The organism is Conexibacter stalactiti (genome assembly GCF_033542075.1).
Lineage (GTDB): Bacteria > Actinomycetota > Thermoleophilia > Solirubrobacterales > Solirubrobacteraceae > Conexibacter > Conexibacter stalactiti.
On the sequence record NZ_JAWSTH010000079.1, the window covers coordinates 1 to 12,362 of the forward strand.

The 12,362-nt window shown below is 72.9% G+C and carries 9 protein-coding genes; 5 read left to right on the top strand and 4 right to left on the bottom strand.

Going from position 1 to position 12,362, the window contains the following annotated elements; genetic code table 11:
- The 4 genes from R7226_RS22940 to R7226_RS22955 all read left to right on the top strand — a co-directional run.
- Nucleotides 1–608 (top strand): Ig-like domain-containing protein (locus R7226_RS22940; protein ID WP_318599683.1); only part of this gene is annotated, 608 nt, incomplete at its 5' end.
- Nucleotides 609–762: 154 nt separating this feature from the next.
- Nucleotides 763–2,067, top strand: coding sequence for a hypothetical protein (locus R7226_RS22945; RefSeq protein WP_318599684.1), 1,305 nt, complete (start codon nucleotides 763–765; stop codon nucleotides 2,065–2,067).
- A 54-nt stretch (nucleotides 2,068–2,121) separates the two neighbouring features.
- Entirely contained in the window at nucleotides 2,122–3,582 is a 1,461-nt protein-coding gene (locus tag R7226_RS22950; RefSeq protein ID WP_318599685.1) for a calcium-binding protein, read from the top strand.
- A gap of 68 nt (nucleotides 3,583–3,650) precedes the next feature.
- Nucleotides 3,651–4,997 (top strand): cytochrome P450, encoded by a 1,347-nt coding sequence (locus R7226_RS22955; RefSeq protein ID WP_318599686.1) that lies wholly within the window; start codon nucleotides 3,651–3,653, stop codon nucleotides 4,995–4,997.
- A 7-nt stretch (nucleotides 4,998–5,004) separates the two neighbouring features.
- Here the strand turns inward: R7226_RS22955 and R7226_RS22960 are convergent, their stop codons facing one another.
- On the bottom strand, nucleotides 5,005–5,310 hold the full coding sequence (locus tag R7226_RS22960) for a hypothetical protein (RefSeq protein WP_318599687.1): 306 nt from the start codon (nucleotides 5,308–5,310) through the stop codon (nucleotides 5,005–5,007).
- On the opposite strand from R7226_RS22960, the gene R7226_RS22965 reads away from it, so the two are divergent.
- Nucleotides 5,289–5,966, top strand: coding sequence for a hypothetical protein (locus R7226_RS22965; RefSeq protein ID WP_318599688.1), 678 nt, complete (start codon nucleotides 5,289–5,291; stop codon nucleotides 5,964–5,966). The two genes, R7226_RS22960 and R7226_RS22965, sit on opposite strands and share 22 nt — an antisense overlap.
- A gap of 56 nt (nucleotides 5,967–6,022) precedes the next feature.
- Here the strand turns inward: R7226_RS22965 and R7226_RS22970 are convergent, their stop codons facing one another.
- The 3 genes from R7226_RS22970 to R7226_RS22980 all read right to left on the bottom strand — a co-directional run bounded on the left by R7226_RS22970 (nucleotide 6,023) and on the right by R7226_RS22980 (nucleotide 12,277).
- Nucleotides 6,023–6,850, bottom strand: a complete 828-nt coding sequence (locus R7226_RS22970) for a hypothetical protein (RefSeq protein ID WP_318599689.1) — start codon at nucleotides 6,848–6,850, stop codon at nucleotides 6,023–6,025.
- Nucleotides 6,851–6,940: 90 nt separating this feature from the next.
- Nucleotides 6,941–9,022, bottom strand: coding sequence for a HAMP domain-containing methyl-accepting chemotaxis protein (locus R7226_RS22975; RefSeq protein WP_318599690.1), 2,082 nt, complete (start codon nucleotides 9,020–9,022; stop codon nucleotides 6,941–6,943).
- A 153-nt stretch (nucleotides 9,023–9,175) separates the two neighbouring features.
- Nucleotides 9,176–12,277: a lamin tail domain-containing protein gene (locus R7226_RS22980; protein WP_318599691.1), complete on the bottom strand. Its 3,102-nt coding sequence runs from the start codon at nucleotides 12,275–12,277 to the stop codon at nucleotides 9,176–9,178.
- Nucleotides 12,278–12,362 lie beyond the last annotated feature (85 nt).

Genomic DNA, 12,362 nt, shown 5'->3' on the forward strand with positions numbered 1-12,362 from the left:
TCGCGGGCTCCGACGCGGGCGCGGGCGGCTCCGGCGGCTCGGCTCCGGCCGGCTCGCGCACGACCGCGGCCTCCAGCGGCGCGACGTACGGCGTCGGCGCGACCGTGCAGGTCAGCGTCGCCGCGCCGGCGACGGCGAGCGGAACGGTCGCGATCGCGGCCGGCGCGCAGCCGCTGGCGAGCGGCCGCGTCAGCGACGGCGCCGCGACGGTCAAGCTGCACGGCACGGCGCTGAGACCGGGCCGCCACCGCCTGACGGTCCGCTTCTCCGGCAGCGACAGCGTCGCCGCCTCCTCGACGACGGTCGTCGTGCCGGTGCGCAGAGCGGCGCCGGCGCTGAAGGCGACGCGCGTGACCAAGCGCGTCGAGGCCGGACGCACGCGCGCGCGGCTGCGGATCGCCGTCACCGCGCCGGGCCTCAACCCGGGCGGCACGGTGCGCGTGACCGAGGCCGGCCGCACGGTCGGCAGCGCGAAGGTGCGCGGCGGCCGTGCCCGCGTCAAGCTCGACCGCTTCGAGACCGCCGGCACCAAGCGCCTGCGGATCACGTACGGCGGCGACGGCCCGCTCGTCGGCCGCACGGTCGTGCTGCCGCTGAAGGTGCGGTAGCGCCGACACCGGTCGATCGCTGGTCTCAGGGACCAGTGATCGACCGGAGTCCGGCCGCTCGGCGCCCCGCCGCAGACGCGCGCAGACGGCCGCAGACGCGCCGAAGACGGTGGCCGAACGATCGGCGAACGGGCGCCTCGCGACAGTGCCGGCCATGTCCACCGCTTCGCAGCTCCCCACCGCCGCCGGGGTCCATCCCGGCCTCCAGAGCCTCGCGTCGTTCCCGCTCGTCGAGGCGCTCTACGGCCGCCGCTCGCGCCGCTTCGCGCGCGGCAGCGAGATCCCCGACGGACCGCTCGCCTACCGCTCCGAGCAGGCGCCGCAGCCGCTCGACGAGCTGGAGACGATGCTCGTTCTCAGCGCCGTCGCCGGCACGACCGGCTGGCACGCCGGCATCACGCACAACGCCCGCTACGCGCCGCACATGGCCAACTACGCCGGCGGCGCGGCCGGCCGCACCTTCCCCTCGGCGGCCGGCTTCCACACCAGCGAGCTGTTGTTCACCGACGACAGCGGCCTCTACCTGCTGCGCACGCGCGACGCCGGCGCGCTCGTCGACCCCGGCGCCGAGGAGGTCACGCCGGAGCTGATGGTCGCGCGCCACCGAGCGCAGGTGCGGCGGATCGCCGACAGACGCCTCCACCTGCCGGCGCAGGAGCCGTTCATCGAGGGCCACAACCACTGGTGCGTCAACCGCCCCGGCAGCCTGCTCGCGTTCCCGGTCGGCGATCTCGCCCAGCACATGCTGCAGGTGCTCTGCTACCTGACGCAGAACGGCGCGGTCCTCTACGACGACGTCAACGGCCGGCCGATTCCGGGCGTCGAGCGCTTCGCGTCGCTCGTCGATCCGAGCGCGGCGTACCCGCTCAGCTACCTCGAACAGCGCGCGATGACGCAGCTCGCCGCCGAGCAGGCGGCCGGCTGCTACGCCGGCGCGCTGATGCTGCAGGGGATCGGCCTCGGCGGCTGGATGTTCGACGGGATCGACCACCTCACCGTGCTCGGCGCCAGCGACGACCCCGACGTCCCCGGCCTCGGCTTCCGCGCCGACGTCGACGCGCGCTGGGCGGTCCCGAACCCGACCGGCGCCGACGGCCTCTTCAGCGCGCTCTGCCCGCCGCACGTCGCCGACATGAGCGAGGCGGTCGAGCTGCTGTGCGAGCGCAAGTTCGGCGCCGGCGGTCCGCACAACGCCGGCACGCCCGGCCCGTGGAAGGACAGCCCGGCCGCGCGCGGCAGCGCGCAGCCGCACGGCGCCGACTTCCGCGCCTGCGTCGCGCTGCAGGCGCAGTACGTGCTCGACACGTTCGGGAGATTCCCGGGGACCGTGCCGAGCCTGCACATCACGACGTACCTCCAGGCCCACCACCTCGACCTCGCGTTCTACGACGAGAAGTTCGGCCCCGGCGCCTATCTGCGTACGCACGCCGAGCACGAGCAGCGCTGGGACGGCCGCTGACGCGCGCCGCCCGGCACCGCTTCACCACCCCACCACCCCACCCAAGGAGCAACCATGTCACGCACCCTCGCGGTCGCGGCGCTCGCCGCTGCCTCGGCACTCGCCGCGCCGGCCGCCGCCGGCGCCGCCGCGGTCATCTACGACCCGACCGCCAACACCTACACGTACTTCGACGACAGCGCGGGCCAGAACGAGGCCAACGCCGTGACCGTCCGCCAGGTCGGCACCAAGCTCGTGATCGCCGACACCGTCGCGCAGCGCAGCGGCACGAACAGATGCGTCGTCGTCGGCGGCACGCTCGAGTGCGCCGCCGGCACGGCGTCGCTGTCGCTGCGGCTGGCGGGCGGCTCGGACCGGCTCGACTACCGCGCGCCGCAGGCGGCCTTCGTCGACGCCGGCCCCGACTCCGACTACGTCACCGCCGGCCACCGCGAGGGCAGCCTCCCGCGCGGCGTCGTGACGCTCGCCGGCGGCGACGGCTTCGACTGGATCAGCTGGTTCGACGCGCCCAGCGCGACCAGCGTCACCGCCGACGACAACGTGCTCGACGGGATCGCCAACGAGAACCTGCTCGTGCACGGCTTCGAGGGCTTCCACGGGACCGCGTTCGCCGACAGACTGTGGGGCAGTGCCCGCGCCGACGTCTTCCTCGGCGGCAACGGCGACGACTCGCTCGCCGGCGGCGATGGCGGCGACCTGTTCGTGACCGTCGACGGCGACGGCGCCGACGACCACCACGGCGGCCCCGGCGTCGACGGGATCAACTACGCGCCGCGCTCCGCGACGCCGGGCGTCAACGTCTCGCTCGACAACGTCGCCAACGACGGCGCGCCGTTCGAGCGCGACAACGTCCGCGGCAACGTCGAGAACGTGACCGGCACGCCCGGCCCCGACAAGCTGTTCTCGTTCAGCGCCTTCAGCACGCTCGACGGCCTCGGCGGCGACGACCGCCTCGAAGGCGGCGACGGCCCGGACCAGCTGATCGGCGGCGCCGGCCGCGACACGCTGCTCGCCGGCCTCGGCGCCGACACGGTCGCGGCGGCCGACAGAGAGCCCGACACGATCGACTGCGAGCAGGGCAGCGACGTCGTCACGCGCGACCAGCTGGAGACGAAGGTGCAGCGCTGCGAATCCGACCTCGTCGGCGTGCTGCGGCTGGAGCGGCGGGCGTTGAGCGCCGACGCCGGCGAGGCCGTCCCGGTCGGTCTCAGCTGGCGTCACCCGCTCAGATGGAAGCTGCTGAAGTCGGTCGCCGTGCACGTCTCCGAGAACGGCGCGCGCCTCGGCACGGTGACGATCGACCTGCGCAGCGGGCGCGCCGCGGCCAGCGGCGCGGTCGGCCTCGCCAGCCGCGGAATCGCGCTGAAGCGCGACGGCAAGCTGATCTCCGCGACGCTGCCGCTGCGCTTCGAGGAGAGCGTGCAGGGACGCAGACTGCAGCTCGCGGTCGAGGCGGTCGAGCGCAGCGGCCGCCGGCAGGTCGTCGAGCGCGCCGCGACGGTCGAAGTGCGCTGACGCAACACCCCCCAGCGGCTGGTACGCTCATGTACCAGCCGCTGTCGCGTCGACCACGAGGAGCGAGGATGAGCCCGATCGAAGGCATGCCGCCCCGCCCGCGGATGCCGATAGCGCTGCAGACGCTGGGCATGCTGACGCGCCAGCGGCCGTTCCTCGAACGCCAGCGGCGCCGCTACGGGCCGATCTTCTCGCTCCACATGGCCGGCCTCGGCCGCCTCGTCGTGCTGTCGGACCCGGCGCTGATCAAGCACACCTTCATGGCCGATCCGAAGACGCTCCACGCCGGCAGCCAGAGCCCGCTGCGGCGCGTGCTCGGCAACAACTCGCTGCTCGGGATCGACGAGGAGCACCACATGGAGCAGCGCAAGCTGCTGCTGCCGCCGTTCCAGGGCAGACGGATGAAGGCGTACGAGCCGCTGATCGAGCAGATCGCGCGCGAGCAGATCGCGCAGTGGCCCGAAGGGGTCGAGTTCGCGACCGCCGGGCCGATGCAGACGATCACGCTGAAGGCGATACTGAGCGCCGTCTTCGGCGCCAGCGGCGAGCGGATGGAGCGGCTGGAGAGATTGCTGCCGCGCTGGACCGAGCTGGGCCAGAGCCTCTCGCGCTTCCCGCGCGCGCAGAAGGACCTCGGCCGCCTCAGCCCGTGGGGCCGCTTCCTGCGACTGCGCGCCGAGGTCGACGCGATCCTCGACACGCTGATCGACGAGGCCCGCCGCGACCCCGACGTCGAGCAGCGGCTCGACGTGCTCGCACTGATGGTGCAGGCGCGCCGCGCCGACGGCAGCGAGCTGAGCAACGCCGAGATCCGCGACCAGCTCGTGACGATGCTCGCCGCCGGCCACGAGACGACGGCGCACACGCTCGCGTGGGCGGTCGAGCGGCTGCGCCGCCACCCCGACGTGCTCGCGCGCCTGGTCGAGGAGGCCGACGCCGGTGGGAGAGCGCTGCGCGAGGCGACGATCCGCGAAGTGCAGCGGATGCGCCCGGTGATCTCCTTCGCCGGCCGCCACACGCGCAGACCGTTCGAGGTCGGCGGCTACCGCCTGCCGAAGGGCGTGCTGATCGGCCTCAGCGCCGGCCTGACCCACTACGACCCGGCGCTCTTCCCCCACCCCGACCGCTTCGACCCCGACCGCTTCCTCGACGTGCGGCCGGAGACCTACTCGTGGATCCCCTTCGGCGGCGGGATCCGCCGCTGCATCGGCGCGACCTTCGCGCACATGGAGCTGGACGTCGTGCTGCGCGTGATGCTGCGCGAGGTCGAGCTGCTGCCGACCAACGCGCCCGACGAGCCGTGGAAGTTCCGCGGCGTCGCGTGGGCACCGGCCGGCGGCGGGATGGCGCTGATACGGCGGCGGACGCCGGTCGCGGCGCCGCCCGCGGGCGAGCCGCTGGCCGCGGCGGCGTAGCGCCGCCTCAGGAGTCCGGCAGCCGCTCCAGCTCGCGCAGCAGCGCCGCGAGCGTCGCGGCGTAGGCGGGCGGCGGGTCGGCGAGCGCGTAGCCGCCGTCGCGCCGCTCCAGCAGGCCGATTCTGACGAAGCCGTCGACCTGCTCGTCGATGCCGCCGTGCGGGCTGACGCCGGCCGCGCGCGCCAGCCGCGCCTTCGACCACGCCTCCCCCGCCGGCTCGGCCAGCAGCGCCTCCAGCGCCATCCGTCGCGGCCGTGAGCCGAACAGCCAATCGCGTCGCGTCAGCGGCTTTGCACCTCGTCGTCCTCCCATGTAGAATTAATTTCTACACCATGATCGAGGCGAACGACACTCCGACACTGCGCGTGCTGCCCGGTGGGCGCCGCGACCAACGCGATTGCGACCGGCGCGCGGGCGCCGCCGCCGGCCCGCGCGGAAGCGCGCTGGGTTCAGCGCTGGAGGAATGCGTCGTCAGCCGCGCAGCGGTGCGCGCGGGTGATCGGCACGAGCCGTGGACGCTGCCGGTCGGCGGCGCGCTCGCAGCTGTCGCCGACGCCGCCGCGACGGCCGGCGTGGAGTTCGAGCTGGCGGTTCGGCTCTGCGCCGAAGCCGCGCTCGTGCGCGACGACCTGCGCGCGGTCGGGGCCGGCGTCGGCGCGCTCGACGCGCTGGCCGGCGCGGCCGTCGTCGCGACGCGCGTGGACGCCTCCGACTGCGCCTATCTGCGGCGGCTGACGCGGCGCGGCGCGCAGGAGCGGCGCACGCTCGGCGACGCCGTCATCGTCGGGTTGCCGGCGCGGCTGTCCGCGCGGCTGCTGGCAGTCGACGTCGACGACCTGCTCGCGAACGCCGACGTCGAGTCGGCGCTGGCGTGGGAGATCGCGGCCGTGCTCGACGGCCGCACGATCTCGGAGTGGGCGCCGCTCGCCGCGCTGCGTGCGCTGGCGACGACGCCCTCCTCCTCATGAGCAGCGGAGAGTTCTGGTCGCTGAGCGACCCAGACTCTCCGGTGCTTGCTACCTGATCAGCTGCTGCCGGCTCTCTGCAGCTCGGCGACGTCGATCACGTCGGTCGGCGCCTCCAGCTCGACCGGCTCGTTCCAGCCGTCGAACGTGATCTCGCCTCTGTCACCCTCGCCGACGATCTTCAGCGGGAACGGCTCGCCCGTCGTCGCGACGAACAGCGTGCCTCTTCTCTCGCCGCTCGTCAGCCCGATCGCGGGCGTGCCGTCGACGTCGCTCGTCTCGCCCTTCTCGACCGTGCCGCCCTCGGGTCTGAGCGCCTCGTCGAGCAGCGTCTCCATGTCGGTGATCTGCTCGAAGCTCTCGAAGCCGTCGCCGCCGGCCGGGACCTTCAGCCACTTGTCGCCGAGCAGTCTCACGACCGCCTCGCCGCCGAGCGACTCGTAGAATCTCTCGTCGCCCTTGAGGAAGATCTCGTCGCCGACGACGATGATCTCGGCGCCCGCGCCGCCCTGCGTGATTCTGCCGGTCGCGCCCTCGCCCTTGACGAGGCTGATGTCGAGCTCGACCTCCTCCATCACACCGGCGACGTGGACGGCGGTCGCGCCCTTCGCGGCATCTCTCGCCGCCGCCAGGATCTCTTCGCCGCTCAGCTCGGCGACGCCGTTGTCCTCGGCCGCCGCGGTCGTCTCGGTCGTCTCCGCCGGCGCCGTCTGCTCGGTCGTCGAGCCGCTTGCGGCGCTCGTGGTGGTGCTGTCAGACGAATCGTCGCCACCGCACGCCGCAAGGGTGCCGGCGAGCAGGAGCGCGACCGCCCCGGCGCTCAGCCGCATCCGCCGCGACTTCGCTCTCGTGTCCGGTGCTTCGATGTCCTGCAAGTGATGTCCCATGGCTCCCTGATCGGCTGTGTGGGGGAAGTACTGAAGCCCAGCAGGCTACTCGTGCGCCATCACGAGCAGCTCCGCCGGGTCACGACATCGTCACAGCTTGAACTGGCCCACCAGCCGCTCCAGCTCCTCGGCGGTGCGCGCCAGCTCCTGCGCGGAGGCGGCGATCTCCTGGGTCGAGGCGGACGTCTGCTGCGTCGAGGCCGAGACCTGCTCGGTCGAGGCTGACGACTGCTCGGCGACCGCGGCGACGTCGACCATGTTCTGCTGCATGCGGCCGGCGCTGAGCGAGATCTCGCCGATCGTCGCGGCGATCCCGTTGACGCGCTGCGTCATGTCCTCGACGCTCGTGCCGATCCGCAGGAACGAGTCACGCGCCTGCTCGACGGTGACGACGCCGTCGGAGGTGCGCTGCGCGCCGTTCTCGACGACGTCGACGGCGCGGCCGGTCTCGCGCTGGATCTCGGCGATCAGGCCGGAGATCGAGCGCGCCGCCTCCTGTGACTCCTCCGCCAGCTTGCGCACCTCCTCGGCGACGACCGCGAAACCGCGACCCTGCTCGCCGGCGCGCGCCGCCTCGATCGCGGCGTTCAGCGCCAGCAGGTTCGTCTGCTCCGCGATGCCCGTGATCGTGCCGACGATGCCGCCGATCTCGTCGGACTTCGCGCCCAGCTCGCGGATCGTCGTCGTGACGTCGGCCGAGGAGGCCTGCACCGCCTCCATCGCGGCCGTCGCCTCGCCGATCGCGGCGGCGCCCTCCTCGGCGACCGCGCGCGCCTGCTCGGCGGCGTCAGCCGTCTGACGGGCGTCCTCGCTGGAGCTGCCGGTCGCGGAGACGACCTGCTCGGTCAGCTCGCGCGCCTCGCCGACGGCCCGCACCTGGCGCTCGGCGCCGGCCGCGACCTCGCCGACGGCGGAGGCGATCTCGCCGACGGCGCGGCCGGACTCCTCGGAGGTCGTCGCCATCTGCTGCGAGGCGGCCGCGACCGCCTGCGACTCCTGCGCGATCTGCCGCAGCAGCTGCGCCATCTTCTCGCGCATCGCGCCATAGCCCTCGACCGAGCCGCGCAACTGCGCGAGCATCGCGTTGAAGATCTCGGCCAGGCGGCCCGCCGCGAGGCCGGCCTCGATCTCGACCGGTCCGGTCGTGGCGGTCGCCTCGACGGTCAGGTCGCCCTCGGCGACGGCGGCCAGCGCCCGCTCCAGCGCGGCGAGGTCGTGCGCCGACAGGCTCTCCATCCGTTCGACCAGCGCTTCGAGGCTGGAACGGTCGCCGAGCGCGCTGCGCAGCTCGGTGCTCATCTCCAGGAAGGCGTTGCCGAGCGCGTCTCTGTCGGACTTCGGCCGCACGTCGACGGCGAGGTCGCCGGCGGCGATCCGGCGCGCCGCCTCGGCGGTCTCGTCGAGGTAGGCGACCATCGCTCTGAACGCCTCGCCGGTCTCGCCGATCTCGTCGCGCGATCTGATCTCGATCCGCTGGTCGATGTCGCCGACGGCGATCCCGCGCGCGGCGTCGCGCATCTGGCGCACGCCGCCGACGATCCCGCGCGCCAGCAGCAGCGCGATCGCGAGGCCGGCGAGCGCGGCCGCGACCAGCAGCACGACGATGATCGAGCGGGTCGAGCTGACGGTGTCGTTGGCGTCGGCGGCGAGCGCGGACGACGATCTGCCGCGCAGGTCGGTGGCGGCGTTGAGCGACGCTCTGACGTTGTTGAACGCCTCCTTGCCGCCGCCGATCGACATCAGCGCGATCGCCTCGCGCTCGCGGCCGGCGTCGGCGATCATTCTGTAGTCGCCGGTCAGCTCGACGTAGAGGTTCCAGTCTCTGACGAAGTCCGCGAAGGCGGCGCGACCGGCCGGCGAGATCGCCAGCGCGGTCCCGCGTCTGATCGCCAGCTCCATGTTTCTGAGGTCCTCGGCGATCGTGTCGGCCATCTCCGCTCTGTCTCTGGCGTCGATCGCCGTCACGTAGCGCAGCTGGTCCTTGCGGTACGCCTGCGTGCTGTTGTTGAGCAGCGCGTAGTTCTGCAAGGCCGGCACGGCGTTGTCGCCGAGCTCGGTCGTGACCGTGTTGATCGAGCCGAGCTTGACGATCGCGAGCGTCCCGACCGCGACCATCAGCGCGATCACGACGAGAAAGCCGCCGAGCAGCTTCGTCCTGACTGTGAGCTTCATCTCTTCCTCCGGCGGATTGACGGGAACCGCATGCCGGAGATCGGCGTGAGATGCACTGTCTTTATGAACAGTGAGGATGTCCCCCCACAATTCACACAAAAACGCCTGCGTTCGTGAGGGCCGCGCGGGGAAGTCCCCGCGCGGCCCCTCGCCTCAGCGCACCGTGACCGGCAGCTTCAGGGCCTTGGCGCCGCTGCCGACGCGCAGCGTGTAGCGGCCGCGGCTGACCGCGCGGGTCGCGCGCAGGCTGCCGACGCGGCCCTTCGCGTAGGTGCGGCCGTTGCGCACCAGCACCGCCTGGCTCTTGCGCTTGAGCTTCGACGAGGCCGCCGCTCTCGCGTTTCTGAACACGATCGAGCAGGAGATTCTGCTCGTGCCTCTGATCGTGCACGTCACGGTCGCGTCGCGGCCGGGATCGCCCTTCGCGCCTCTCTCGCCTCGCTCGCCGCGATCGCCCTTGTCGCCCTTCGGGCCGGCCGCGCCGGCGTCGCCCTTCGGACCCGCGGGACCGTCAGCGCCATCTCTGCCGTCCGCCCCGTCTCTGCCGTTGGATCCGTCTCTGCCGTCCGCCCCGTCTCTGCCGTCTCTGCCCGACGACGCCTCCGCGCCGCTGCCGGCGAGCGACAGCGTCCGCGGGCCGACGCTCGTCTCGAACGTCAGCAGCGCGTCGCGCGCGCCGAGCGCCGACGGGTTGAAGCGGACCTCGACGACGCAGCTGCCGGCGGGCGCCAGCTCGCCGCGCGTGCACGTCGTGTGCGTCAGCGCGAAGTCGCTCGGGTGGTCGCCGTCGACCGTGATCCGCGAGATCTCCAGCGGCGCGCCGCCGGGGGTGCCGTCGGCCTTCGCGTTGCGCACGACGACACGCTGCACCGGGCCGGTCGTGAAGAGCGGCTGCAGCCCGGCGTCGATGAAGGCGACGTCAGTCGAGAACCAGGCCGGCTGCTCCGGTGCGACCCAGTCGGTGCGCAGCGTCAGCACCGGCGGATCGTGGTCGGAGACACCCTGGCCGAGCGAGCGGTCGCGGTGGTAGTCGTTGTCGAGGTGGGCGTAGCGGAAGTCGCGCACGCGCTCCAGCAGTCTCGCCGTCACAAGCGCGTGGTCGAGCGTCTGCAGGCGGCCGTTGTAGTGGTAGCTGTAGCGCTCCTGCTCCGGCGCGCGATCCCACAGGTTGGTCAGCAGCCCGCCCTGCGTGAGGATCGTCAGCGGCGACTCGAACTCGAACGCGTTGAGGTCGCCCGTGACGATCACGTTGCGCCCCGCCGCGGCGTACGACGCCGCGACTCTGCGGACGGCCTCGGCCTGAACCTCGCGGCAGAGGTCGGTGCCGCCCTTCGACTTGAAGTGGTTGTTGATCAGCGTCGTGCGGAGGCCGTCCTTCTCGACCTCGAGCGCGAGCGGGACGCGGTCGAACGCCTGGTCGGCGCGGCTGTTGCACTCTCTGTCCGGGCGCGGCACGCCGAGCGCGACCTGCTGCGCGTCGCCGTGGACCGTCACGCCGGACTTGACGAGGTAGCCGACGTCGATGCCGCGCGTGTCGAACGCCTCGATCGCGTAGGCGACGTAGCCGCCGCCGATGCGGTCGGCGAGGTCCTGCAGGACCTGTCTGCTGTCCTTCGCCGGGTTCGGCGCCGGGCTGCCGACGTCGTGGATGCTGTCGCCGATCTCCTGCACTGCGACGACGTCGGGCGAGCGCAGCCGGTCGCGGATCGCGTTCGCGAGGCCGGTCAGCTTCTCGTCGTACTCGGCCTGGGAGACGGTGTGCAGGTCGAGGGTCGCGCCGGGCGGAAAGAGGTTCTCGACGTTGAAGCCGGAGATCCGCAGCTCGTCGTTCTGGGCCGGCGGCAGCGTGTAGGTCGTTGGGATCTGCGCGTCGGCCGTGACGACCGGCATCCCGCTCTCCTGCGTCGCGAGCTTGTAGTTGTAGTAGGAGAAGCCGAGCGGGCCGGTCGCGTTCTCGACGCGCGCGAAGAGGTCGGCGGCGACGAGCGTTCTGCTCGGCCCGCGCAGGTCGATCTCGCCTCTGTCGGGGTCGCCGGCGCCGGCGTCGTCGACGAGCGCGACGAGCGAGCCCAGCTGCGCGCCGGTCGTCGTGTTGAAGACGCGCTGGCGGGTCGTGCCGGGGTTGAGGAACAGCTCGCCGAACTTGGTCGTGCCGCCGCTGTTGGCGATGCCGGTCGCGAGCGTGACGCGCATCCCCTCGAGCGTCTCGTAGTAGCTGCGCGTGCCGTTGCCCTCGACGTCGGTGATCGTCTGCGCCGCAGCCTTGTCCGCGTCGATCGTCACCGGCGCCGGCAGCGTGCCGGTGCCGAGCACGACCGGCTCGGTGTTCTGGAGGATGTTGACCTGCGTCTGGTTGAACTTCTCCTTCACGACGCCGGTCAGGCGGACTCTTTTGCCGAGCAGCGCCGCGCGGTCGTTGCCGGGCCCGCGCACGTAGCCGACGAAGACGCCCTCGGAGGTGCTCGCGTTCGCGTCCTCGGTGCCCGGCTCCTGCTGGACCCAGACGCCCGCGTCCTCGGGGAAGACCGTCGTGTAGTTCTTGCCCATCAGATCGTCGATGCCGGTGACGACGCCCTCGATCGTGACGGTGCTGCCGCTGAGCGGGCTGGAGGCGCCGGCGCCCTGGATCTCGTGGATCGGCGTGACCTCGGGATCTCTCGGCTCGCCGGGGCCGCTGCCGCCGCTGTTCTGCGGGTTGGCGGCGGCGACGGCGAAGTCGGCGCCGTTGCTGTCGCTGTCGGCGCCCTCACTGGAGCCGCCGCGATGGGCGCTGCTGCCGCCGGTGCCGGCGACTCTGGAGAGGTCGAAGCCGCTGCCCTCGGCGCACTGCGAGCCGGCGAAGCCGATCCCATCGGCGGCGGTGCCGCCGCTGGTCACCAGCCGCGCGCCGGAGAGGCCGGAGTTGGAGACGCCGGTCGTGTAGGTCGCGTCGGGCGTGACCGTGCCGGAGTATCCGCTTGCGGCGCTGTTGGCGAGCAGGTAGCGACCGCCGGCCGGCAGCGTCACGCCGCCCGGGATCGTGACGCGGTCGCTCGGCGCGCCGGAGCCGCTGGCGCAGCCCTGCAGCTTCCAGCCGCCGATCGCGACCGGCGCGGCGGAGGCGTTGAGCAGCTCGACGAACTCGTCGTTGCCGCCCTGCGGGCCGCCGACGCGCAGCTCCGAGATGACGATGCCGCTCGGCGAGGCGGCGGCGAACGACGGCAGCGCGAGCGGGATCGCCGCGGCAGCGGCCGCGAGCGCGGACAGCGTGCCCACGCGGGCACGGGATGACAGCATGGAGTCTCCTCCTGAGGGATGCGGGACGCCCGCATCAGATCGCCCGCCCGCCGCCGTCCTGTGA

Coding starts and splice junctions, on each gene's coding strand:
- R7226_RS22960 (WP_318599687.1), bottom strand. CDS start 5,310: ATGGGAGGACGACGAGGTGCAAAGCCGCTGACGCGACGCGATTGGCTG.
- R7226_RS22945 (WP_318599684.1), top strand. CDS start 763: ATGTCCACCGCTTCGCAGCTCCCCACCGCCGCCGGGGTCCATCCCGGC.
- R7226_RS22950 (WP_318599685.1), top strand. CDS start 2,122: ATGTCACGCACCCTCGCGGTCGCGGCGCTCGCCGCTGCCTCGGCACTC.
- R7226_RS22955 (WP_318599686.1), top strand. CDS start 3,651: ATGAGCCCGATCGAAGGCATGCCGCCCCGCCCGCGGATGCCGATAGCG.
- R7226_RS22970 (WP_318599689.1), bottom strand. CDS start 6,850: ATGGGACATCACTTGCAGGACATCGAAGCACCGGACACGAGAGCGAAG.
- R7226_RS22975 (WP_318599690.1), bottom strand. CDS start 9,022: ATGAAGCTCACAGTCAGGACGAAGCTGCTCGGCGGCTTTCTCGTCGTG.